Raw genomic sequence first — 23,360 nt, forward strand, 5'->3', positions numbered from 1 at the left:
GCTTGTCCCCCTGCTCGTCCCGCTGTCCTTCCCTGTGCCCCGTCCTCCCGCCCGCGACCTCCCGGGACCGGTTCCGCGACGCCATCGTCGAACCTCCCCGCCGTGTGCCCGTGCCGTGTCTTCGACGGTAGGCACGCGATGATCAGGGGGACAGATCCCCTGGCGAACGCGCCCCCTTCCACTCCCCCGGTTCACTCCGAGCGCCTGCCCGGACGGGTGAACAGAACGGGTGGGTTGGATACACCCTGGGAGGTGGGGGAACCGAGGGGGACCGTGGAGCGGCGACAGTGAAGTCCCCGTGATCGCCGCTCCACGGGCGGAAGACGACGGTGTGCCGGCTCAGCCGAAGACGGCCAGGCTCTTCGCCCTGCCCTGGTGCTCCTCCACCAGGGCGAGGAGGCCGCCCTCGGGAGAGTAGACGGCGACGGCACCGGCGCCCGCGTACGCGTCGGGCATCTCCAGCCGCACCCCGTTGGTGAGCAGCCGGGCCCGTCTGGCGTCCACGTCCCAGCGCGGGAAGGCGGCACCGGCGGCGTCCGCGACGGGCATGACGGTGAGCTCCTGCTGGAGCTGGTCCAGCGTCCGGGCCGCGTCGAGCTTGTAGGGGCCGACCCGCGTGCGCCGCAGGGCGGTGAGGTGACCGCCGGTGCCGAGGTCCTCCCCCAGGTCGCGGGCGAGGGCGCGGATGTAGGTGCCGGAGGAGCAGGTCACCGAGACCACCAGGTCGAGCACGGCGGTGCCGTCCTCGGCGACGGCGTCGCGGACGTCGTACACCGTGAAGGAGGACACGGTGACGGGGCGGGCGGGGATGTCGAAGTCCTCGCCCTCACGCGCGCGCTTGTAGGAGCGCACGCCTTTGATCTTGATGGCGCTGACCTTGGACGGTACCTGCATGAGGGCACCGGTCAGTTTGGCGACGCCTGCGTCGACGGCCTCCCGGGTGACCTTCGAGGCGTCCCGCGACCCCGTGATCTCGCCCTCGGCGTCGTCGGTCAGCGTCGTCTGCCCGAGCCTGATCGTGCCCAGGTACTCCTTCTCGGTGAGCGCCAGGTGGCCGAGGAGCTTGGTCGCCCGCTCCACACCGAGGACCAGGACGCCCGTCGCCATCGGGTCGAGCGTGCCGGCGTGCCCGACGCGCCGGGTCCGGGCGATGCCCCGCATCTTGGCGACGACGTCGTGCGAAGTGAAGCCCGACGGCTTGTCGACGATGACAAGGCCGTCGGGCGTGGTGTGCTTCTCGGTCATTTAGCGGTGTCGTCCGTCTCGTCGGTCCCGTCCGTCCCGTCGGACCCGACGGCGCCTTCGGTGTCGGTCTCGTCCTCGCCCGGCTTGCGGTACGGGTCCGCGTCACCGGCGTAGGCGGCGCCCGCGGACGCCTCGCGCACCTTCTCGTCGGACTGCCGCGCCCGGTCGAGGAGGTCCTCGATGTTGCGGGCGGTGTCCGGCAGGGCGTCCATGACGAAGGCCAGGGTCGGGGTGAACTTCACGCCCGCCGCCTTGCCGACCTCGGAGCGCAGGATGCCCTTGGCGCTCTCCAGGCCCGCCGAGGCCGCCTTCCGCTCCTCGTCGTCGCCGTAGACCGTGTAGAAGACGGTCGCCTCCCGCAGGTCGCCCGTGACCCGGGTGTCCGTGATGGTGACGTGCGAGCCGAGCCGCGGGTCCTTGATCCCGCGCTGCAGCTTCTGGGCCACCACCTCTCGGATGAGGTCCGCCAGCCTTTTCGCCCGCGCGTTGTCGGCCACTGGTCCGTCTCCCGTTCCTTGTTCTCTTGCCTGATCCGGTCTCATTGCCTGAACCGGTCTCTTGCCCGGTCCGGTACTGCCGGTCGTCGTCGCCCCGGTCCCGTCGCCCCGGTCTTCGTCGCCCGGTCGTCGTCGCTCAGTCGTCGTCGCCGTGGAAGCGTCGCCTGACGGACAGCAGTTCCACCTCGGGCCGGCCGGCCACCAGCCGCTCGCACCGGTCGAGTACGTCACTGAGGTGGCCCGCGTCGCCGGACACCACGGCCAGGCCGACGACCGCCCGGCGGTGCAGGTTCATGTGCTCCACCTCCGCCGCGCTCACCGCGTACTTGCGCTGGAGTTCGGCGACGATCGGGCGGACGACGGAGCGCTTCTCCTTCAGCGAATGTACGTCGCCGAGGAGAAGGTCGAAGGACAGCGTCCCCACATACATGTGCAACCGGTTCACCCGCCGGTCCGGGATCGATGGCCCCGCCATCCATGGGCGGGGACACCAGAACCGTACAACGAACGGCCGGGGCCGATCGACGGATATTGTGCTCCGCCGACCGGCCCCGGGCCGCGTCGTTCCGGAAGTCGGGGCTGTTACACCCGCGGCTTCTCGCGCATCTCGTACGTCGCGATGACGTCGTCGATCTTGATGTCGTTGAAGTTTCCGAGGTTGATACCGCCCTCGAAGCCTTCGCGGATCTCGGTGACGTCGTCCTTGAAGCGACGCAGACCCTCGATGTTGAGGTTCTCCGCGATGACCTTGCCATCGCGCAGGAGGCGCGCCTTGGTGTTGCGCTTGACCTCGCCGGAGCGGATGAGGACACCCGCGATGTTGCCGAGCTTGGAGGAGCGGAAGACCTCGCGGATCTCCGCCGTGCCCAGCTCGACCTCTTCGTACTCCGGCTTGAGCATGCCCTTGAGGGCCGCCTCGATCTCCTCGATCGCCTGGTAGATGACCGAGTAGTACCGGACGTCCACACCTTCGCGCTCGGCCATCTGCGCGGCACGCCCGGCGGCGCGCACGTTGAAGCCGATCACGATGGCGTCGGAGCCCATCGCCAGGTCGATGTCGGACTCCGTGACCGCACCGACGCCGCGGTGCAGGACGCGGATGTCGACCTCTTCGCCGACGTCCAGCTGGAGCAGGGAGGATTCCAGCGCCTCGACCGATCCGGACGCGTCGCCCTTGATGATCAGGTTGAGCTGCTGGACCTCGCCGGCCTTCAGCACCTTGTCCAGGTCCTCCAGGGACACGCGGCGGGTGCGCTTGGCGAACGCGGCGTTGCGCTCGCGGGCGGCGCGCTTCTCCGCGATCTGGCGGGCCGTACGGTCCTCCTCGACCACGATGAAGTTGTCACCGGCACCGGGGACGTTGGTCAGGCCCAGGACCTGGACCGGCGTCGAGGGACCGGCCTCGGTGACGTTGTTGCCGTTGTCGTCGAGCATGGCGCGGACGCGGCCGTAGGCGTCGCCCACCACCATCGTGTCGCCGACCCGCAGGGTGCCCCGCTGGACGAGGACCGTCGCCACGGCACCGCGGCCGCGGTCGAGACGGGACTCGATCGAGATGCCCTGCGCGTCCTGGTTCGGGTTGGCCCGCAGGTCGAGCGAGGCGTCCGCGGTGAGGACCACGGCCTCCAGCAGGGAGTCGATGTTCAGACCCTGCTTGGCGGAGATGTCGACGAACATGGTGTCGCCGCCGTACTCCTCGGCCACCAGGCCGTACTCGGTCAGCTGACCGCGCACCTTGGTCGGGTCGGCGCCCTCGACGTCGATTTTGTTGACCGCGACGACGATCGGGACCTCGGCCGCCTTGGCGTGGTTGAGCGCCTCGACCGTTTGCGGCATGACGCCGTCGTTGGCCGCGACGACCAGGATCGCGATGTCGGTCGACTTCGCACCGCGGGCACGCATGGCGGTGAACGCCTCGTGACCCGGGGTGTCGATGAAGGTGATCTTGCGCTCTTCGTCGTTGACCTCGGTCGCGACCTGGTAGGCACCGATGTGCTGGGTGATGCCGCCGGCCTCGCCCGCGATGACGTTCGTCTTGCGGATGGCGTCCAGCAGCCGGGTCTTGCCGTGGTCGACGTGACCCATGACGGTGACGGCCGGCGGACGGACGACCAGGTCCTCCTCCGTGCCCTCGTCCTCGCCGAACTCCAGGTCGAAGGACTCGAGCAGCTCGCGGTCCTCCTCCTCCGGGCTGACGATCTGAACCGTGTAGTTCATCTCGCCGGCGAGGAGCTGGAGCGTCTCGTCGGAGACGGACTGGGTCGCGGTGACCATCTCGCCGAGGTTCAGCATGACCGCGACGAGCGACGCCGGGTTGGCGTTGATCTTCTCCGCGAAGTCGGTGAGCGACGCACCGCGCGACAGGCGAATGGTCTCGCCGTTGCCGCGGGGCAGCATCACGCCGCCGACCGACGGGGCCTGCATGGCCTCGTACTCCTGGCGCCTCTGCCGCTTCGACTTGCGGCCGCGGCGCGCGGGACCGCCGGGACGACCGAAGGCGCCCTGCGTGCCACCACGGCCACCCGGACCGCCGGGACGACCACCGAAGCCGGGACGGCCACCGCCGCCGCCGAAGCCGCCACCGGGACGGCCGGCGAAGCCGCCGCCACCGCCGGGACGACCGCCGCCGCCACCGCCGGGACGGCCGGCGAAGCCGCCGCCGCCCGGACGACCGCCGCCGCCGGGACGACCGGCACCGCCGGGACCGCGACCGCCGCCACCGGGGCCGGGACGCGGGCCGGCAGCCGGACGCTGCGGCATCATGCCGGGGTTGGGACGCGGACCGCCGGGGCGGGGACCGCCCTGGCCGCCGCCCTGCGGACGGGGCATCGAGCCCGGGTTCGGACGGTTGCCGCCCGGAGCCTGGGGACGGGGACCGCCGCCCTGGCCGCCGGGGGCCTGCGGACGCGGACCGCCGCCGGGGGCACCGGGGCCGCCCGGACGCGGAGCGCCCTGCGGACGGGGCGCCTGCGGGCGGGCCATGCCGGCGTTGCCGCCGGAGGTGAAGGGGTTGTTGCCCGGACGCGGACCGCCGGGACGGCCCGGACGCTGGCCCGGGGCACCGGGGCGCTGGCCGCCGGGACGGCCTCCCTGGCCACCCTGCTGGCCCCGGTCCTGACCCGGACCGCCGGAGGGACGGGCACCGGGCTTGGGGGCACCGGGACGCGCGCCGGGCTTCGGACCGGACGGTGCCGGGCCGGAGGGAGCCGGAGCGGACGGGGACGCCGGCGGAGCGGTGAACTCCGGCGCGGCGGGGGCCGGACGCGGTGCGGGCTTCGGGCCCGGCGTCGGGCGCGGAGCCTGGGACGGCGCCGGCGAGGGGGCCGACGGAGCCGCAGGCTGCTGGGCAGCCGGGGGCTTCGGGGCCGCCGGACGCGGCGCGGCGGGACCCGGACGGGCCGCCTGCGCCTGCGACGGCGCGGCGGGCCTGGGGGCGGCCTTCTTGGGGGCCGCGGGACGACCGGCTGCCCGGCCGTTGCCGCCACCCTGCTGGAAGGCGTCTGTCAGCTTGCGTACTACGGGCGCTTCGATGGTCGAAGACGCCGAACGGACGAATTCACCGAGCTCCTGGAGCTTGGCCATGACGACCTTGCTCTCGACACCGAACTCCTTGGCGAGTTCGTAGACCCGGACCTTAGCCACTTCGCTCCTCTGAGGTCCGGGTTGCGTCCGGACCGTCGCTAGTTCATGGGCGTACTCATCGCGTACTCATCGAGTGCTCATCGCAATCTCGACCTGCTTTCGACTCGCGAGGTACCAGGCCGCCACGGGGTTCCGCGCGGCTCGTCTTCCTTACCACGTTGCTTACATGGTGCTTTCAGCAACCTTGTGCCTGCTCGACGTAGTGGCGCAACGCCTTTACGTCGAGCGGACCCGGGACGCGAAGCGCCCTCGGGAACGCCTTGCGGCGCACTGCCTGGTCGACACAGACCGGCACGGGGTGTACATACGCACCCCGGCCGGGCAGCGTACCGCGTGGATCAGGGGTGCAGTCACCCTCGACCGCCACGGTGCGCAACAGCTCGCTCTTGACCGCTCGCTTCCGGCACCCCACGCAGGTGCGCTCGGGGCATGCTGGACTACGTGTCCGGCCAGACACTCCCAAGTCTACCTCCCCCGACCGACCTCACCCCTCTGGGGCAAGAATCGAACACGTGCCGCGCGCAAAGCTGTCGTGATCTCAGCGCCGTGCGGCTTGGATCTATTCCCCCGACCTGCCTGGCGCCTGGTCCGGCGTTCGTGCCGGCGCCCGTCCTGGCCCTTGTCCTGGCCTGGTCGGGGCTACTCGGAGGGCCGGTCGGGCTGCTGGTCGGAGGGCCCGTCGGACCGCTGGTCGGATGGCTGGTCGGACGGCTGCTCCGTGTCCGGCCGGATGTCGATCCGCCAGCCCGTCAGCCGGGCCGCGAGGCGGGCGTTCTGGCCCTCCTTGCCGATGGCCAGCGACAGCTGGTAGTCCGGGACGATCACACGGGCGGAGCGGGCCGCCAGGTCCACGACCTCCACCTTGGAGACGCGGGCCGGGGAGAGCGCGTTCGCCACCATCTCGGCCGGGTCGTCCGACCAGTCGACGATGTCGATCTTCTCTCCGTTCAGCTCGCCCATGACGTTGCGCACCCGGCCGCCCATGGGGCCGATGCAGGCGCCCTTGGCGTTCAGACCGGAACGGGTCGAGCGTACGGCGATCTTCGTGCGGTGGCCGGCCTCGCGGGCGATCGCGGAGATCTCGACGGAACCGTCGGCGATCTCGGGCACTTCCAGGGCGAAGAGCTTCTTCACCAGGTTGGGGTGCGTACGGGACAGCGTCACGGACGGGCCGCGCACGCCCTTGGCCACGCGGACGACGTAGGACCGCAGCCGCGCGCCGTGCGGGTAGGTCTCGCCCGGCACCTGCTCCTGCACCGGCAGGATGGCCTCCAGCTTGCCGATGTCGACCAGTACGTTCTTCGGGTCGCGGCCCTGCTGGACCACGCCGGTGACGATGTCGCCCTCCCGTCCGGCGTACTCGCCGAGCGTCGCGTCGTCCTCGGCGTCGCGCAGCCGCTGCAGGATGACCTGCTTGGCGGTGGTGGCGGCGATCCGGCCGAAGTCGGAGGGGGTGTCGTCGAACTCGCGGGCCGCCTGGCCCTCCTCGAGGTCGTCCGGGTCCTCCTTCGCCCACACGGTCACGTGTCCGGTGTCCCGGCTCAGCTCCACGCGCGCGTGGCGGCGGCTGCCGTCGGTGCGGTGGTAGGCGATGAGGAGGGCCGACTCGATCGCTTCGACCAGCAGGTCGAAGGAGATCTCCTTCTCCCGTACCAAGCCCCGCAGGGCGCTCATGTCGATGTCCACGGCTACGCCTCCTCCTCTTCCGTTGTGTCTTCCGTCGCGTCGGTGTTCTTGGGGTCCTTGCGGTTGAACTCGACCTGCACGCGTGCCTTGTCGATGTCACCGAAGGCGAGTCTGCGGGTGGTGGCCTTGCGGCCCTTGACGCCGGGAACCTCGAGGTCGAGACCGTCCTCGTCCACCGCGAGGATGCGGGCGGCCAGCTCGCCGCCCTCGTGCAGCTGGAAGCGGACCAGACGGCCCGTGGCGCGCACGTAGTGGCGGTGCTCGGACAGGGAGCGCTCCGCGCCCGGGGTACCGACTTCGAGGGTGTACTCCGCGTCGCCCATCGCGTCGCTCTCGTCGAGCGCCGCCGACAGCGCGCGGCTCACCTCGGCGATGCGGTCCAGGTCGGCGCCGGCGTCGGAGTCGACGACCACGCGCAGCACACGCCTGCGGCCGACGGAGTCCACCGCGATCTCCTCGAGGTCCAGTCCCTGGGAGGCGACGAGCGGCTCAAGCAGCTCTCGCAGCCTCTCGCTCTGGGGGGTGCTCATCCGGGTGACTCCTCGGCCGCGTGTGCTGTTGTGGGATGGGGCGCGTGTCTGGTCAAAGGGTATCGGGTCCCGGGGGGTGTTGCCGTCCACCCCTGCCCGGCGGTCTGGTCGGCGGTCCGATCGGCGGTGGCGGTGAGTGGTGGCGGCGGTGAGTGGTGGCGGGCAGTGGTGGTGGCAGGCAGTGGTGGTGGCGGTGAGTGGTGTCTGGCCAGGGCCCGGGTACCGTGATCATTCCTGTCCCTTCCGCTCCGCGTTCTTCCGTTTCGTGTTCCGTCCCGCGCTCTTCCGTTCCGTGTCGCGTCCGTTCTTCCGTTCCGTGTCCCTTCCGTACGAATCTGTCGAGGACGTCTGCCGTGTCGCTTCCCGTATCGCCGCGTTCGCCCTCCGGGCCGCGCAGAAGGAGCCTGCTCGCGTCCGCCGCCGGGGCCGCGCTGCTCGTCGGCTGTTCCGGCGGCTCGGATTCGGGGGGCACTGGTCCGTCGGCCGCCGACCGGGCACGCGCGCGTGCGGCGCGGGACAGTCAGGGGCTGGCGGAGCGGTACGCGGCGGTGATGGCCGCGTATCCGGGGCTGACGGAGCGGCTGCGGCCGCTGCGGCAGGAGGTCGTACGGCACGCTGAGGCATTCGGTGCGGTGCGGGGATCGGCGTCGGGTTCGCCGTCGGGTTCGGCATTGGTTTCGCCGTCGGGGTCAGCATCGGTTTCGCCGTCGGGTTCGGCATCGGTCTCCGCGCGTGCGGCCGGGCCCGGGGAGGGGTCCGGTGCGGTGCCGGGGTCCGAGAAGGGGGCCCTGGCCATGCTTGCCAAGGCCGAGCGGGAGCTGGCCGACCGGCGTGCCGGGGCGCTGCTGGAGGTGCCGGGGGAGCTGGCCCGGCTGCTGGCGTCGGTGGCGGCGGCCGGGGCCGGGCACGTGTATCTGCTGACGGCGGGCGAGACGACGGAGGGTGTCGGGTGAGCGAGGCGGACGACCGGGAACTGGACGCTCTCCAGGCGGCGCTGGCCGCTGAGCACGCGGCCGTGTACGGCTACGGCGTGGTCGGGGGGCGGATCGGCGAGGAGCGGCGCACGGAGGCGCGGACCGCGTACGACGCGCACCGGGCGCGGCGCGACGCGCTGACGCGGGCGGTGCGTGACCTGGGCGGGAAGCCGGTGGTCGCGGCGGCCGGGTACGCGCTGCCCTTCTCGGTGCCGGACGCGGCCGCGGCGGTGCGGCTGGCGGCGACGTTGGAGGACCGGGTGGCCGGTGTTTACTCCGACCTGGTGCGGGCGGCCGAGGACGGGCGTCGGGCGACGGCGGCCGAGGGGTTGCGGGAGGCGGCGGTCCGCGCGGTGCGCTGGCGGGGCGGGAGCGTAGCCTTCCCTGGGCTCGCCGAGCGGGCCGGTACGTCAGGGGGCCAGGAGGGTCGTCCTGCTCCGGAGGCCTCGGACGCCGCGTCTGCGCCGACGGCGACGGGCGACGCGGTGCCGAGTGACTCGGTGACGGGCGGCACGGCGACGGTTTCACCGACTGCGTAACGCGTACGGCTTTCCGTACGGGAAGGGAACGGCTCGCGCATGGCTTTCGAACCGCCCCGGCGTCTGGTCAGGGCGCTCGGCGAAGCGGCACCGGACGGTGACGACTGGCTGGCGAGGCTGCCGGAGATGGCGGAGCGGGCCGTGGCGCGGCGCGAGTTGGCGGTGGAGCGGGTGCAGGTGCCCGGTGGGCGCAGCAGCCTGGTGGTGCTGGTGCGGACGGCCGACGGGACGCCTGCGGTGCTGAAACTGGCCCCGCGCCGGGCGCGGCCGGAGAGCGAGCGGGCCGCGCTCGCGCACTGGGGTGGACTGGGCGCCGTGCAGTTGCGTGACGGGTGTGACGGGCGTGACGGGCACGGGGAGGGGGGCGACGAAGGGGTGCTGCTGTTGGAGCGGCTGCATCCGGACGTGTCGGTGCGGTCTCTGCCGGAGGCGAAGGCGTTGCTGGAGGCTGCGGGGACGCTGCGGCGGTTGTGGGTCGAGCCGCCTGCCTCGCATCCCTTCGAGACCGTGGCCGAGCGGACCGGGCGGCAGGCGGCGGCCATGCGGGCGGGCGCGGTGGCCGACGCCGAGGTGGCGCCGCTGGTGGACGCGGCGCTCGACGCGCGGGAGGAGCTGCTGGCCGCGCCGCCGGAGCGGCGGCTCCTGCACGGGACGTTTCGGCAGAGCAAGGTACTCGCCGGGGACCGGATGCCGTGGCTGGCGGTGGGGCCGGACCCGGTGGTCGGTGAGACCGCCTTCGACCTGGCGCGGCTGGTGCGGGACCGGGTGGAGGACCTCATCGCCCAGCCGTCGGGTGCGTCGACGACTCGGCGGCGGGTGAAGCGGCTGGCGGAGTCGCTGGAAGTCGACCAGGAACGGCTGCGGGGCTGGACCCTGTTCCGTGCCGTCGAGTCGGGGGTGCGGGCTCGGCGGGTGGGGCGGGAGAAGGACGCGGAGCTGCTGCTGGAGTTCGCCGGCTGGCTGTGAGCCGTTGCCTCCGGCGGTGGGCGGCCTGGGGTGCGGTGACGCGTCCGCGGTGGGGGTGCGGGTGGGTGGTTTGCGGGATGCCTGCGGCGCCTGTGCGGGTTCGGTGGGGGTGCGCGTATCGCCTTGGGTTTCGTTGTGGGTCGGGCCGCGCCGGGGGGTGTCCGTCCTCGGAACGGCGCGGAATCGGTCGGCCGCAGATGTGCTCTGCGTTGACGCGCCAACCGCTGCGGGCGAACACCCCCCGACACGTCCCTTCCCGCCGTACGCGTCCGCGCCTACCCGCCCACGGCCGGTGACCCCTTCCCTGCCATACGCGCCTGACCCGTGACATGCCCTGGCCGCCCACGGCGCCCCCTCAGCTGCGGGCCGCCGCGCCGTGCCGCCCCAGCTGCGGGCAATCGTGCCGCTGGGGCGGCACGGGTGGGCGCTGCGGCGCCCCGTAAGCGCCGGGCTGCGCGACCCACCCCCGGCCCGCACCCGCGCCGGGTGCCGCGCCGTCACTGGGTGAGGCGGGCGACGGCCTCCTCGGTCGGGAGTTCCTCTCGGGTGCCGGTGCGGCGGTCCTTCAGTTCTACTACGCCCTCGGCCGCGCGGCGCCCGGCGACCAGGATCTGGGGTACGCCGATGAGTTCCGAGTCGGTGAACTTCACGCCCGGCGAGACCCCGGCGCGGTCGTCCACCAGGACGCGGACGCCGGCGGCGGCCAGCTTCTCGGAGACCTCGAGGGCCAGTTCGGTCTGGAGGGCCTTGCCCGCGGCGACGACGTGGACGTCGGCCGGGGCGACCTCCTTGGACCAGACGAGGCCCTTGTCGTCGGCGTGCTGTTCGGCGAGGGCCGCCACGGCGCGGGAGACGCCGATGCCGTAGGAGCCCATCGTCACGCGGGCCGGCTTGCCGTTCTGGCCGAGGACGTCGAGCTTGAGGGCGTCGGTGTACTTGCGGCCCAGCTGGAAGATGTGGCCGATCTCGATGGCGCGGTCCAGCTTCAGACCGGTGCCGCAGTTCGGGCAGGGGTCGCCCTCGCGTACGACCACGACGTCGGCGTAGGTGTCGACCTCGAAGTCGCGGCCCGCCACGACGTTCCTGGCGTGGGTGTGCTCCTTGTTGGCGCCCGTGATCCAGGCGGTGCCCGGGGCCACGCGCGGGTCGGCGATGTACTTCACCTTGTCGCCCAGGCCCTGTGGGCCGACGTAGCCGCGGACCAGGTCGGGGCGGCCGACGAAGTCCTCCGCGGTGACCAGTTCGACCGCGGCCGGGGCGAAGTGGGCCTCGACCTTGTCCAGGTCGACCTCGCGGTCGCCGGGGACGCCCACGGCGACGATCTCGCCGTCGACCTTGACGAGGAGGTTCTTGAGGGTGGCGGAGGCCGGGACGCCGAGGGAGGCGGCCAGGGTCTCGATGGTGGGGGTGTCGGGGGTCGGGATGTCCTCCGCCGCGGGGGTGTTCGTGGCGTCCACGGGCGTGAGGACGTGGGTGACCGCCTCCGTGTTGGCGGCGAAGTCGCAGTTCGGGCAGTCGGCGAAGGTGTCCTCGCCGGCCTCGGCGGGGGCCAGGAACTCCTCGGACTTCGAGCCGCCCATCGCGCCGGCCGTGGCCGCGCAGATGCGGTAGTCCAGGCCGAGGCGTTCGAAGATGCGCTGGTAGGCGGCGCGGTGCAGGGCGTAGGACTCGGCGAGGCCCTCGTCGGCGACGTCGAAGGAGTAGGAGTCCTTCATCAGGAACTCGCGGCCGCGCAGGATGCCGGCCCGGGGGCGGGCCTCGTCGCGGTACTTGTTCTGGATCTGGTAGAGGATGACCGGCAGGTCCTTGTAGGACGATGCCTGGTCCTTCACCAGGAGGGTGAAGATCTCCTCGTGGGTGGGGCCGAGGAGGTAGTCGCCGCCCTTGCGGTCCTGGAGGCGGAAGAGTTCGGGGCCGTACTCCTCCCAGCGGCCGGTGGCCTCGTACGGCTCGCGCGGCAGCAGGGCGGGGAGCTGGACCTCCTGGGCGCCGATGGCGTCCATCTCCTCGCGGACGATGCGCTCGATGTTGCCGAGGACCTTCTTGCCGAGCGGCAGCCAGCTCCACAGGCCGGCGGCGGTGCGGCGCACGTAGCCGGCGCGGACCAGCAGCTTGTGGCTGAGGACCTCGGCGTCCGCCGGGTCGTCGCGCAGCGTCTTCGCCATCAACTTCGACATGCGCTGGACCGGTGCGTTGGCCATGGTTCTCGTGTCTCCTGCTGCGTAAGGGTGGTGCTAGGAGGTTAGCCGGGCGGTCCGGTGGGGTGGAAATCGGTTATCGGCGGCGCAGCGGGAGGGGGGCGCCCATCACCGCGTACGGCTTGGGGGCGCTGGGGAAGAGGACCTGGCGGGCGAGGTCCTGGTAGCCGAGGGAGCGGTAGAGGGCGCGGGCGGGGCTCTCGGTGTCGATCGCGGAGAGGATCGAGCGGGGCTGCGTGGCGGTGTCGGTGATCGTGGTGATCAGGGCTCGGCCGGCGCCGCGGTTCTGGTGAGCGGGGTGGACGTGGAGTTCGGTGATGACGAAGGAGTCGTCGAGCCAGCCGTCGGTGTCCTGGGCGCGGAGGTAGGGCTCGACGACGGTGGACCACCAGTGGGCGCGGTCGTTGGGCATGCCGTAGACGAAGCCGACGAGGCGGCCGCGGTCGGTGGCGCCGAGGGCTCTGGCGCCGGACTGGTTCATGTGGCGCAGGACGATCTGACGGCGGACGGCCACCTCGTCGGGGCCGAGGCCGAAGGCGGCGGCTTGGACGGCGAGGGCCTCGTCCACGTGCGCGGAGAGGTCCAGTGGGCCGATCACTAGGTCCATGGCGGGGAGCCTACAGTCCTGCCCCAGGGGTCAGAACAGCACGCTCATGAACGCGCCGACCTCCTGGAAGCCCACCCTCAGGTACGTCCGTCGCGCCGCCGTGTTGAAGTCGTTGACGTACAGGCTCGCCACCGGGGCGACGTCGGCGAGGGCGTAGCGCAGGACCGCCGCCATGCCGGGGGCCGCAAGGCCCTTGCCGCGGTACTCGGGGGCCACCCACACGCCCTGGATCTGGCAGGCGCGGTCGGTGGCGGCGCCGATCTCGGCCTTGAAGACGACCTTGCCGTCCGCGTCGAAGCGGGCGAAGGAGCGGCCGGAGCCGACGAGTTCGGCGACCCGGGCCTGGTAGAGCAGGCCTCCGTCGCCGGCCATCGGGGAGATGCCGACCTCTTCGGTGAACATCGCCACGCACGCGGGCATGATCCGCTCGGTCTCGTCCTTGCGGACGCGGCGGACGTACGGGTCGGGGGCGATGTCGGCGGGGAGGCGGTCGGTGACCATGAGGGGCTGGTGGGCGCGGACCTCGCGGGCGGGGCCCCAGCCCGGTTCGAGCAGGCGCCACAGCTGGGCGGTCGGGTCGGCGGGGCCGACGATCGAGGAGCAGCGGCGGCCGGCCCGGCGGGCGCGGTCGGCGAAGGCGCGGACGGCGCGGGGGGTGGCGCAGATGGGGACGAGGTTGGCTCCGGCGTAGCACAGGGACGTGAGCATGCCGTGCTCGTACCAGCCCCACATCTCGCCGCCGAGGCGCCACGGGTCGAGGCCGGCGATGCGGACGCGGGCGGTCACGAAGGCGTTCGCGACCGGCTCGCGGTCGAGGACGGCGAGCGCGGCGTCCAGGTCGCTCGGTTCGAGCACGCGGGAGGTGGTCTGCGTCAACACGTGCGGGGGCCTCACCCTGAGATCTGCTGGTTCCCGCACTGTACCTGCCGTGCATATGCCGCGCCGCCCTCAGGGCGACGCGGCAGGAACGGGAGGGTCAGCCCGCGACGGAGACCGAGGGCTCGCCGGAGGCGGTGCCGTCCTTCTCCATCTGCTCGGCGATCTTCATGGCCTCGTCGATGAGGGTCTCCACGATCTTGGACTCGGGGACGGTCTTGATGACCTCGCCCTTGACGAAGATCTGTCCCTTGCCGTTGCCGGAGGCGACGCCGAGGTCGGCCTCGCGGGCCTCGCCGGGGCCGTTGACGACGCAGCCCATGACGGCGACGCGCAGGGGGACCTCCATGCCTTCGAGGCCGGCGGTGACCTCTTCGGCCAGCTTGTACACGTCGACCTGGGCGCGGCCGCAGGACGGGCAGGAGACGATCTCCAGGCCGCGCTGGCGCAGGTTCAGGGATTCCAGGATCTGGATGCCGACCTTGATCTCCTCGACCGGCGGGGCCGAGAGGGAGACCCGGATGGTGTCGCCGATGCCCTGGGAGAGCAGGGCGCCGAAGGCGACGGCCGACTTGATGGTGCCCTGGAAGGCGGGGCCCGCCTCGGTGACGCCGAGGTGGAGGGGGTAGTCGCACTGGGCGGCGAGCTGACGGTAGGCCTCGACCATGACGACCGGGTCGTTGTGCTTGACCGAGATCTTGATGTCGCGGAAGTCGTACTCCTCGAAGAGGGACGCCTCCCAGAGGGCGGACTCGGCGAGGGCCTCGGGGGTCGCCCTGCCGTACTTCTGGAGCAGGCGGCGGTCGAGGGAACCGGCGTTGACGCCGATGCGGATCGGGGTGCCGTGGTCCTTGGCGGCCTTGGCGATCTCCTTGACCTTGTCGTCGAACTGCTTGATGTTGCCCGGGTTCACCCGGACCGCGGCGCAGCCCGCCTCGATCGCGGCGAAGACGTACTTGGGCTGGAAGTGGATGTCCGCGATCACCGGGATCTGCGACTTCCGCGCGATCACGGGCAGCGCGTCCGCGTCGTCCTGGGTGGGGCAGGCGACGCGGACGATCTGGCAGCCCGACGCGGTCAGCTCGGCGATCTGCTGGAGGGTGGCGCCGATGTCGGAGGTGCGGGTCGTGGTCATGGACTGCACCGACACGGGGGCGTCGCCGCCCACCGCGACGGGGCCGACCTGGATCTGCCGGCTCCTGCGGCGCTGAGCGAGCCTGGTCGGAACGTCCGGCATGCCGAGAGAAATCGCAGTCATCTGCTGTGCAACCCCAAGTCGTGGATCAAGGTCCGGCCCCGTTCAGCGGCGGGCTCCGGCATTCGAGATTACGGCACGGACATGAACGCCCGGCACACGGCGTACGGGAGATGCACCCTTTGGCGGCCATCTGCCGTATGACGGGCTTGAAGCCCGACCCGGAGGGACATGCTCTCCGGATCGGGCTTCTCATCGGATCGTCCGGCCGCGAGGCGGGTGGTGCGGACGGGGCGTGCGTCAGGTGATGCGGACCGGGTTGACGACGTCCGCCACCAGGACGAGCAGTGTGAAGCAGACGAAGATGCCCGCCACCACGTAGGCCACCGGCATCAGCTTCGCCACGTCGAAGGGGCCCGGGTCCGGCCTGCGCAGCACCCTGGCCGCGGCCCTGCGCACCGATTCCCACAGCGCGCCCGCGATGTGGCCGCCGTCGAGCGGCAGCAGCGGAAGCATGTTGAACAGGAACAGGGAGAGGTTGAAGCCGGCCACGAGCATCACGAACATGGCGAGCTGCTGGGTGGGCGGGATGTCCAGGGTGGCGATCTCACCGCCGACGCGGGCCGCGCCGACGACGCCCATCGGGGAGTCCTCCTCCCGGGTTCCGTCGCCGAAGGCGGCGTCCCACAGGGCCGGGATCTTGGAGGGCAGCGCGGCGAGGTTGTCGACGGCGTCGCCGAGCCGGTCGCCCATCCACGTCACGGACTCGCCGAAGTCCTGCTTCACGACGCCGGTGGCGGCGCTGAAGCCGAGGAAGCCGGCGCTGACGTACTCGCCCTGGACGATCTGTCCGTGCGAGTCCTTCTTGGCGACCTTGTTGGTGGCGATGGTCGCGTCGAGGGTCATCTCCTTGCCGTCGCGCTCCACGACGACCGGCACGTCCTCGCCGGGGTTGGCGCGGATCAGGTCGGACAGCTTGTCCCAGTCGTCGGTCCGTACACCGTCGAAGGCGAGGATCTTGTCGCCGGCCCGCAGCCCCGCCGCCGCGGCCGGGGAGGCCGGGTCGGACTTGGTGCAGTCGTCGCGGTTCTCGCTCTGCGAGATGACGCACTGGGAGACGGAGCTGACGGTGGTGGTCTGCTGCGAGATGCCGAAGCCCATCAGGACGGTGAGGAAGAGCACCACCGCGAGGATGAGGTTCATGAACGGGCCGGCGAACATGACGATGACGCGTTTCCACGGCTTGCGCGTGTAGAAGAGGCGTTTCTCGTCACCCGGCTGCAGCTCCTCGAAGGCGGCCGAGCGGGCGTCCTCGATCATGCCGCGCCAGGGCGAGGTGGAGCGGGCCTCCAGGCGGCCGTCGGCGCCGGGCGGGAACATGCCGATCATGCGGATGTAGCCGCCGAACGGGATGGCCTTGACCCCGTACTCGGTGTCGCCCTTCTGCTTCGAGAAGAGCGTCGGTCCGAAGCCCACCATGTACTGCGGCACGCGGATGCCGAACATCTTGGCCGTGGAGAGGTGCCCCAGTTCGTGCCAGGCGATGGAGAACAGCAGGCCGACGGCGAAGAGGACTATGCCGAGGATGAACATCAGGGTCGTCATGCACGGGCCTCCGCCGTCTGTGCCGCCAGTTGCCGGGCCCGGGCACGCGCCCAGGTCTCCGCTTCGAGGACGTCCGCGACGGTGAGCGAGGTTCCCGTTCGGGGCGTGCCGTGCTCCTCGACCACCCTCGTGACGGTCTCCATGATCCCGAGGAACGGCAGTGCGCCGGAGCGGAACGCCTCGACGCACTCCTCGTTGGCGGCATTGAACACCGCCGGGGCCGTCCCCGCGAGCTGTCCGACGTGCCGGGCCAGGTTCACCGAGGGGAAGGCCTCGTTGTCCAGGGGGAAGAACTCCCAGGCCGACGCCTTGCTCCAGTCGAAGGCGGGGGCCGCGTCGGGGACGCGTTCGGGCCAGCCGAGGCCGACGGCGATGGGCCCGCCCATGTCGGGGGGCGTGGCGTGCGCCAGTGTCGATCCGTCCGTGTACTCAACCATCGAGTGGACATACGACTGCGGGTGCACGACCACCTCAATGCGGTCGAAGGGAATGTCGTAGAGCAGGTGCGCCTCGATCACCTCCAGGCCCTTGTTCACCAGGGTGGCGGAGTTGATCGTGATCACCGGGCCCATGGCCCATGTGGGGTGGGCGAGGGCGTCGTCGACGGTGACGGCCGCCAGCTCGTCCTTGGTACGGCCCCGGAACGGGCCGCCGGAGGCGGTGACCACCAGCTTGCGGACGTCGGCGCGGGTGCCGGCGGCCAGCGCCTGGAAGAGGGCGGCGTGCTCGGAGTCGACCGGGATGATCTGGCCGGGCTTGGCCAGCGCCTTGACCAGCGGGCCGCCGACGATGAGCGACTCCTTGTTGGCGAGCGCGAGGGTGCGGCCCGCCTCCAGGGCGGCGAGGGTCGGGGCGAGGCCGATGGAGCCGGTGATGCCGTTGAGCACGGTGTGGCAGTCCGAGGCGGCGAGCCGGGCGGCCGCCTCCGGTCCGGCGAGGATCTCCGGCAGGCGTTCCCCGGCCCCGTACTGGGCGGTGAGTGCCTCCCGCAGTGCCGGTACGACGTCCTCGCGGGCGACGGCGACGGTCCGCGCCCTCAGCCGGTACGCCTGCTCGGCGAGGAGGGCGACCCGGCCGCCGTTGGCGGACAGGCCGGTGACCCGGAAGCGGTCCGGGTTGCGCAGTACGAGGTCGATGGCCTGGGTGCCGATCGAGCCGGTGGACCCGAGGATCACCACGTCCTTCGGGCCGTCGCCCGCCACCGGGTCGTGGACGAGGTGGGGGTCGGCGAGTGGGGCTGGACTGTCGCTCATCCCCCCATTGTGTCCGCAACGGCCCTCCGGGAGGACAGCGCGTCCCTCGGTCGGGTGCCGTACGGGGACAACGGCCACCGCCGAGCCGGTTCTCCGCCCCGGCCCCCTGCCCCGTGCCCCGGCGCCGCACGGACGGCGCCGGGGCACGGGCGTCAGCCGATGGCGCGGCGGACGTTCTCCCGCCGGGCCGGTCCCGGCGTGACGTCCGCGATCCAGGGGCCGTCGTCGGACGGGTCGACGACGCCCTGCTCCAGCCACTCGTAGGCGCCGCCCAGCACGCCCTTGACGACCTTGCGGTCGACGCCGTCGGTGTTGGTCCACAGGCGGCCGAAGAGTTCCTCGACCCGGATGCGGGACTGCCGGCAGAAGGCGTCGGCCAGCTGGTAGGCCTCGCGGCCGTGGTCGCCCCTGGCGCGCAGGTGCTCGGCGCGGACGCAGGCGGCGCTCATCGCGAACAGCTCCGCGCCGATGTCGACGACGCGGCCGAGGAAGCCCTGCTTGGTCTCCATCCGGCCCTGCCAGCGGGACATGGCGTAGAAGGTGGAGCGGGCGAGCTTGCGGGCGGTGCGTTCGACGTGGCGCAGGTGGCCGGAGAGATCCGGATGGCCGGACGGGTGGAAGTCGGCGTACGAGCGCGGTAGTTGGCCGGGTCCTGCGACGAGCTTCGGCAGCCACCTGGCGTAGAACACACCGGCCTGCGCGCCCGCCTTCGCCTTGTCGGACAGGGTCTTGTCGGGGTCGATCAGGTCCCCGGCGACCGAGAGGTGGGCGTCGACGGCCTCACGCGCGATCAGCAGGTGCATGATCTCGGTGGAGCCCTCGAAGATGCGGTTGATCCGCAGGTCGCGCAGGAGCTGTTCGGCGGGGACCGCGCGCTCGCCGCGGGCTTCCAGGGAGGCCGCGGTCTCGAAGCCCCGGCCGCCGCGGATCTGGACCAGCTCGTCGGCCATCAGGCAGGCCATCTCCGAGCCGTAGAGCTTGGCGAGGGCGGCCTCGATGCGGATGTCGTTGCGGTCCTCGTCGGCCATCTGGGACGAGAGGTCCAGGACCGCTTCGAGCGCGAAGGTCGTCGCCGCGATGAAGGAGATCTTGGAGCCGACGGCCTCGTGCAGCGCGACCGGTTTGCCCCACTGCTCGCGCACCGCCGACCACTCTCGGGCGATCTTCAGGCACCACTTGCCGGCGCCGACGCACATCGCGGGGAGCGAGAGGCGGCCGGTGTTCAGGGTGGTCAGGGCGATCTTTAGGCCGGCGCCCTCGGGGCCGATGCGGTTCGCGGCCGGGACGCGCACCCGGTGGAAGCGGGTGACGCCGTTCTCCAGGCCGCGCAGGCCCATGAAGGCGTTGCGGTTCTCGACCGTGATGCCCTCGGAGGCGGCCTCCACGACGAACGCGGTGATCCCGCCCCTGCCGCCTTCGCCGCTCTCACCGCTCTCGGGCTTCGGGACGCGGGCCATGACGACGAGCAGGTCGGCGACGACTCCGTTGGTGGTCCACAGCTTGACGCCGTCGAGGACGTAGTCGTCGCCGTCCCGGACGGCGGTGGTGGCCAGGCGCGCCGGGTCGGACCCGACGTCCGGCTCGGTCAGCAGGAACGCCGAGATGTCGGTGCGGGCGCAGCGCGGCAGGAACGTGTCCTTCTGCTCCTGGGTGCCGAACATCTTCAGCGGCTGGGGCACTCCGATCGACTGGTGGGCGGAGAGCAGTGCGCCGACCGCCGGGTTCGCCGATCCCACCAGGGCGAGGGCCTTGTTGTAGTAGACCTGGGTGAGGCCCAGCCCGCCGTACCTGGTGTCGATCTTCATGCCGAGGGCGCCCAGCTCCTTGAGCCCGGTGATCACCTCGTCGGGGATCCGTGCGTCGCGTTCGATCACGGTCCCGTCGATCTTCGTCTCGCAGAAGTCGCGGAGCTTGGCGAGGAACTCCTCGCCGCGCTGGACGTCCTCGTCGGCGGGGAGCGGGTGGGGGTGGAGGAGGTCGAGGCGGAAGCGGCCGAGGAACAGCTCCTTGGCGAAGCTGGGCTTGCGCCAGTCCTGTTCGCGGGCCGCCTCGGCGACCTGACGGGCCTCACGTTCGGTGACGGTGGGTCGGGAGGAGGAGGTTGGGGCGGACATGAGGCTCACCTCGCCGCGAATCGGCATCGGGGGAAGGTACGGTCCACAGCGGTCGCGGCGACTGGTTCCGCGCGAACTTGCGGGCGTACGTTACTAGTCGGTGCTACCCGTTCGTATGTACCCGATCCCGGGCGAACCCACCACCCTTCGTGCGACCGTTCGGCCGATACCGGAGCCGGGCGGAGGGAGCCTGGGAGGAAGCAAGGAGGCGGCAGGGAAGAGACGGCAGTTGAAGCGGGAGTTGAAGCGGCGGTTGAAGCAGCCATTGAAGCGCTTCGACGATTGCTGGACACTCGCCCTCGCTGGAGCTACTCTCGACGTCTCTCACCCGCCATGATCTACTCCGAAGGCGCTGTCGAAGCGCTTCGTGAAGCTTGGAGAACCGGATGGTCACCCTCGCCGAGGTCGCCCAGCACGCCGGAGTCTCGGCGAGCACGGTGAGTTACGTCCTCAGCGGCAAGCGGTCCATCTCCGCCACCACCCGGCAACGGGTCGAGGAGAGCATCCGCAAGCTCGGTTACCACCCGAACGCCGGCGCCCGCGCCCTGGCGAGCAGCAGATCGAACATCATCGCGCTCATGGTCCCGCTGCGCACGGACATGTATGTGCCGGTGATGATGGAGATCGCCGTCGCGGTGGCCTCGGCCGCCCGCGCGTACGGGTACGACATCCTGCTGCTCACCGGCGAGGAGGGCCCCGACGCCGTGCGCCGGGTCACCGGCAGCGGGCTCGCCGACGCGATGATCCTGATGGACGTCGAACTCGACGACGAGCGGCTGCCCCTGCTGCGAGGCACCCACCAGCCGTCCGTCCTGATCGGCCTCCCCGCCGACACCGAGGGACTGACCTGCGTCGATCTCGACTTCCGGGCCACCGGCGCGCTGTGCGTGGAGCACCTGGCCGAGCTGGGACACCGCGACATCGCCGTCATCGGCGAGGCCCCGGCGGTCTACGAACGGCACACCGGCTTCGCCGAGCGCACCCTCGACGGGCTGCGTACCCGCGCCCGCGAGCTGGACCTGCGGCTGCTGCACCGGCCGTGCGAGGCCGGGTACGACGCGGTGGCCGCGACCCTCGCGCGCGTCTTCGACGAGCGCCCGGACACCACGGGGTTCGTCGTGCAGAACGAGTCGGCCCTGGAGCCGCTGCTCGCCCTGCTGCGCCGGTGGGGGCGGGCCGTGCCGGAGGACGTGTCGGTGGTCGCGGTCTGCCCCGAGCAGGTCGCCACCCAGGCCTCGGTGCGGCTGACCTCGGTCGCCCTGCCCGCGCAGGAGATGGGGCGGCGGGCCGTGGAGCACCTGGTCGCCAAGCTCGACGGACGCGGGAGCGACGAGGTCGTGCTGCTCGCTCCGGAACTCACCGTCCGGGCCAGCTCGGGACCGGCGCCCGCCCGGCCGTAGCAGCTGCGGTCGCAGTACGATCCCTGCTTGCCCCCTCCCCCTCGCACACGCCCGGCGGCCACCGGTCCGGCGCCGGGCGCCACCGGACAAGGCAGGGACGATGACTTCGCAGACCAATCCCGTCGACCACGAACTCGTCGCGGCCGCGGCGCACGTGGCCCGCACCCGGTGCCGGGGCGACAACCACACCGTGGCGGCCGCGGCCCGCGCCCGGGACGGCCGGATCGTCACGGCGGTCAACGCCTACCACTTCACCGGCGGCCCCTGCGCCGAACTGGTCGTCATCGGCACCGCGGCGGCCCGGGGCGCGTACGACCTGGTGACGGTCGTGGCCGTCGGCGACCGCGAGCGAGGGGTCGTCCCGCCCTGCGGCCGGTGCCGTCAGGTGCTGCTCGACTACTTTCCCGGGCTCGAGGTGATCGTCGGCGACGGGGAAGGTGTCCGTTCCGTCCCCGTCGCCGAGCTGCTCCCCGCGACGTACGTCTGGGCCGAGCACCAGCTCGACGCCGAGTGAGCCGAGCCCCGGTGCGTCAGAGGGCGAGGCCGGTGAGGACCAGCACGCGCTCGTAGGTGTAGTCGTCCATCGCGAACTTCACGCCCTCCCGACCGACGCCGGACTGCTTGGCACCGCCGTACGGCATCTGGTCGGCGCGGTAGGAGGGGACGTCGCCGACGACGACGCCGCCGACCTCCAGGGCGCGGTGGGCGCGGAAGGCGGCCTGGAGGTCGTGGGTGAACACGCCTGCCTGGAGCCCGTACTTGGAGTCGTTGACGGCGGCGAACGCCTCGGCCTCGCCGTTCACCTTCTGCACGCTGAGGACGGGTCCGAAGACCTCCTCGCGGGCGAGGGTGGTGTCGGCGGGAAGGCCGGTGAGGACGGTCGGTGCGTAGGAGGCGCCGTCGCGCTTGCCGCCGGTCAGGAGCTGCGCGCCCGCGGTGACGGCCTCCTCGACCCAGGATTCCACGCGCTGTGCGGCGGCCTCGCTGACCAGCGGGCCCACGTCCGTGGCGTCGTCGTCGGGGTCGCCGGTGACCTGGGCCTCGACCGCGGCGACGATGCGGGGCAGCAGGCGGTCGTGGACGGCGGCGTCGACGATCACGCGCTGCACGGAGATGCAGGACTGGCCGCCCTGGTAGTTGGAGAAGGTCGCGATGCGCGCGGCGGCCCGGTCCAGGTCCTCGTCGCTCGCCCAGTCGGCGAGCACGACGGCCGCGCCGTTGCCGCCCAGCTCCAGCGTGCAGTGCTTGCGGGGCACCGAGTCCATGATCGCGTAACCGACCGCCTCGGAGCCGGTGAAGGAGATGACCGGGAGGCGGTCGTCCTGGACGAGGGCCGGCATGCGGTCGTTGGGTACCGGCAGGATGCTCCAGGAGCCGGCCGGCAGCTCGGTCTCGGCGAGCAGTTCGCCGAGGATCAGGCCCGACAGCGGGGTGGCGGGGGCCGGCTTGAGGATGATGGGCGCACCGGCGGCGATCGCGGGGGCGATCTTGTGGGCGCACAGGTTGAGGGGGAAGTTGAAGGGCGCGATGCCCAGGACCACGCCCTTGGGGAAGCGCCGGGTGAGGGCGAGGCGGCCCTGACCGCCGGCGTCGGTGTCCAGGCGCTGGGCCTCGCCGCCGTTGAAGCGGCGGGCCTCCTCGGCGGCGAAGCGGAAGACGGAGACCGCGCGGCCGACCTCGCCGCGGGCCCACTTGACCGGCTTGCCGTTCTCGGCGGAGATCAGGCGGGCGATCTCCTCGGCACGGTCGCCCAGGCGGCGGGCGACGTGGTCCAGAGCCGCGGCGCGTACGTGGGCGGGGGTGGCGGCGAAGTCCTCGCGGACGGCGTAGGCGGTGGCGACGGCCTCTTCGACCTGTGCGTCGGTCGGGAGGCTCACCGTGCCGACGTGGCTGCCGTCCCACGGGGAGGTGACGTCGAGAGTGGCCTCGCCGGTGGCTTGGCGGCCGGCGAGCCAGAAGGCGTGGGTGGAGGTCATCTCGGGTTCCGGCCCTTCCGCGGTGGGGTGGTGGTGTGTGGATCGGGGGGGTGCGGG

The 23,360-nt window shown here is 72.0% G+C and carries 20 protein-coding genes; 5 read left to right on the forward strand and 15 right to left on the reverse strand.

Annotation, left to right across the window (positions count from 1 at the left end):
- Window positions 1-339: 339 nt before the first annotated feature.
- From truB to rimP, 7 genes are all read right to left on the reverse strand, one after another.
- Window positions 340-1,245 (reverse strand): tRNA pseudouridine(55) synthase TruB, encoded by a 906-nt coding sequence (gene truB, locus HZS56_RS31790; protein WP_216724274.1) that lies wholly within the window; start codon window positions 1,243-1,245, stop codon window positions 340-342.
- On the reverse strand, window positions 1,242-1,742 hold the full coding sequence (rbfA, locus tag HZS56_RS31795) for a 30S ribosome-binding factor RbfA (RefSeq protein WP_216724275.1): 501 nt from the start codon (window positions 1,740-1,742) through the stop codon (window positions 1,242-1,244). The genes truB and rbfA overlap by 4 nt, the downstream gene beginning before the upstream one ends.
- Window positions 1,743-1,878: 136 nt before the next feature.
- Window positions 1,879-2,172 (reverse strand): DUF503 domain-containing protein, encoded by a 294-nt coding sequence (locus tag HZS56_RS31800; RefSeq protein WP_052843289.1) that lies wholly within the window; start codon window positions 2,170-2,172, stop codon window positions 1,879-1,881.
- A 152-nt stretch (window positions 2,173-2,324) separates the two neighbouring features.
- On the reverse strand, window positions 2,325-5,384 hold the full coding sequence (gene infB, locus HZS56_RS38970; RefSeq protein ID WP_216724276.1) for a translation initiation factor IF-2: 3,060 nt from the start codon (window positions 5,382-5,384) through the stop codon (window positions 2,325-2,327).
- A 175-nt stretch (window positions 5,385-5,559) separates the two neighbouring features.
- Window positions 5,560-5,841: a YlxR family protein gene (locus HZS56_RS31810; RefSeq protein WP_216724290.1), complete on the reverse strand. Its 282-nt coding sequence runs from the start codon at window positions 5,839-5,841 to the stop codon at window positions 5,560-5,562.
- 182 nt (window positions 5,842-6,023) lie between these two features.
- The gene (gene nusA / locus HZS56_RS31815; RefSeq protein ID WP_216724277.1) at window positions 6,024-7,070 is read right to left on the reverse strand and encodes a transcription termination factor NusA; all 1,047 of its coding nucleotides are present in this window, start codon (window positions 7,068-7,070) and stop codon (window positions 6,024-6,026) included.
- 2 nt (window positions 7,071-7,072) lie between these two features.
- Complete coding sequence (rimP, locus tag HZS56_RS31820; protein ID WP_216724278.1) at window positions 7,073-7,600, reverse strand: ribosome maturation factor RimP; 528 nt, start codon at window positions 7,598-7,600, stop codon at window positions 7,073-7,075.
- A gap of 353 nt (window positions 7,601-7,953) precedes the next feature.
- On the opposite strand from rimP, the gene HZS56_RS31825 reads away from it, so the two are divergent.
- From HZS56_RS31825 to HZS56_RS31835, 3 genes are read left to right on the forward strand one after another with little or no spacing between them, the layout of a single operon-like run.
- On the forward strand, window positions 7,954-8,553 hold the full coding sequence (locus HZS56_RS31825) for a hypothetical protein (RefSeq protein ID WP_216724279.1): 600 nt from the start codon (window positions 7,954-7,956) through the stop codon (window positions 8,551-8,553).
- Window positions 8,550-9,113, forward strand: a complete 564-nt coding sequence (locus HZS56_RS31830) for a ferritin-like domain-containing protein (RefSeq protein ID WP_216724280.1) — start codon at window positions 8,550-8,552, stop codon at window positions 9,111-9,113. Before HZS56_RS31825 ends, HZS56_RS31830 begins: the two co-directional genes overlap by 4 nt.
- A gap of 39 nt (window positions 9,114-9,152) precedes the next feature.
- Window positions 9,153-10,079: an aminoglycoside phosphotransferase family protein gene (locus tag HZS56_RS31835; protein ID WP_216724281.1), complete on the forward strand. Its 927-nt coding sequence runs from the start codon at window positions 9,153-9,155 to the stop codon at window positions 10,077-10,079.
- A 497-nt stretch (window positions 10,080-10,576) separates the two neighbouring features.
- Here the strand turns inward: HZS56_RS31835 and HZS56_RS31840 are convergent, their stop codons facing one another.
- The 7 genes from HZS56_RS31840 to HZS56_RS31870 all read right to left on the reverse strand — a co-directional run bounded on the left by HZS56_RS31840 (window position 10,577) and on the right by HZS56_RS31870 (window position 19,927).
- A complete protein-coding gene (locus HZS56_RS31840; RefSeq protein WP_216724282.1) occupies window positions 10,577-12,280 on the reverse strand; it encodes a proline--tRNA ligase in 1,704 nt (567 codons plus the stop codon).
- 73 nt (window positions 12,281-12,353) lie between these two features.
- Window positions 12,354-12,884, reverse strand: a complete 531-nt coding sequence (locus tag HZS56_RS31845; protein WP_216724283.1) for a GNAT family N-acetyltransferase — start codon at window positions 12,882-12,884, stop codon at window positions 12,354-12,356.
- A 30-nt stretch (window positions 12,885-12,914) separates the two neighbouring features.
- Window positions 12,915-13,763: a GNAT family N-acetyltransferase gene (locus HZS56_RS31850; RefSeq protein WP_216724284.1), complete on the reverse strand. Its 849-nt coding sequence runs from the start codon at window positions 13,761-13,763 to the stop codon at window positions 12,915-12,917.
- Between the two features lie 97 nt (window positions 13,764-13,860).
- Window positions 13,861-15,018, reverse strand: coding sequence for a flavodoxin-dependent (E)-4-hydroxy-3-methylbut-2-enyl-diphosphate synthase (ispG, locus tag HZS56_RS31855; protein WP_216724285.1), 1,158 nt, complete (start codon window positions 15,016-15,018; stop codon window positions 13,861-13,863).
- Window positions 15,019-15,255: 237 nt separating this feature from the next.
- Window positions 15,256-16,560, reverse strand: a complete 1,305-nt coding sequence (locus HZS56_RS31860; protein WP_507227381.1) for a site-2 protease family protein — start codon at window positions 16,558-16,560, stop codon at window positions 15,256-15,258.
- Window positions 16,557-17,813: a 1-deoxy-D-xylulose-5-phosphate reductoisomerase gene (dxr, locus tag HZS56_RS31865; protein WP_216724286.1), complete on the reverse strand. Its 1,257-nt coding sequence runs from the start codon at window positions 17,811-17,813 to the stop codon at window positions 16,557-16,559. Before dxr ends, HZS56_RS31860 begins: the two co-directional genes overlap by 4 nt.
- Window positions 17,814-17,965: 152 nt before the next feature.
- Window positions 17,966-19,927 carry an acyl-CoA dehydrogenase family protein gene (locus HZS56_RS31870; protein WP_216724287.1) on the reverse strand — a complete coding sequence of 654 codons (1,962 nt, stop codon included), beginning with the start codon at window positions 19,925-19,927 and terminating at the stop codon, window positions 17,966-17,968.
- Between the two features lie 386 nt (window positions 19,928-20,313).
- Here HZS56_RS31870 and HZS56_RS31875 point away from each other — a divergent pair, with 386 nt between their 5' ends.
- Together HZS56_RS31875 and HZS56_RS31880 are read left to right on the forward strand one after the other, a co-directional pair.
- Window positions 20,314-21,327, forward strand: a complete 1,014-nt coding sequence (locus HZS56_RS31875) for a LacI family DNA-binding transcriptional regulator (protein WP_216724288.1) — start codon at window positions 20,314-20,316, stop codon at window positions 21,325-21,327.
- Between the two features lie 100 nt (window positions 21,328-21,427).
- Window positions 21,428-21,841: a cytidine deaminase family protein gene (locus HZS56_RS31880; RefSeq protein WP_216724289.1), complete on the forward strand. Its 414-nt coding sequence runs from the start codon at window positions 21,428-21,430 to the stop codon at window positions 21,839-21,841.
- Between the two features lie 16 nt (window positions 21,842-21,857).
- Here the strand turns inward: HZS56_RS31880 and HZS56_RS31885 are convergent, their stop codons facing one another.
- The gene (locus HZS56_RS31885) at window positions 21,858-23,303 is read right to left on the reverse strand and encodes an aldehyde dehydrogenase family protein (protein ID WP_216724292.1); all 1,446 of its coding nucleotides are present in this window, start codon (window positions 23,301-23,303) and stop codon (window positions 21,858-21,860) included.
- Window positions 23,304-23,360 lie beyond the last annotated feature (57 nt).

Origin of the sequence: Streptomyces mayonensis (genome assembly GCF_018982965.1) — a bacterium.
GTDB classification, from domain to species: domain Bacteria; phylum Actinomycetota; class Actinomycetes; order Streptomycetales; family Streptomycetaceae; genus Streptomyces; species Streptomyces mayonensis.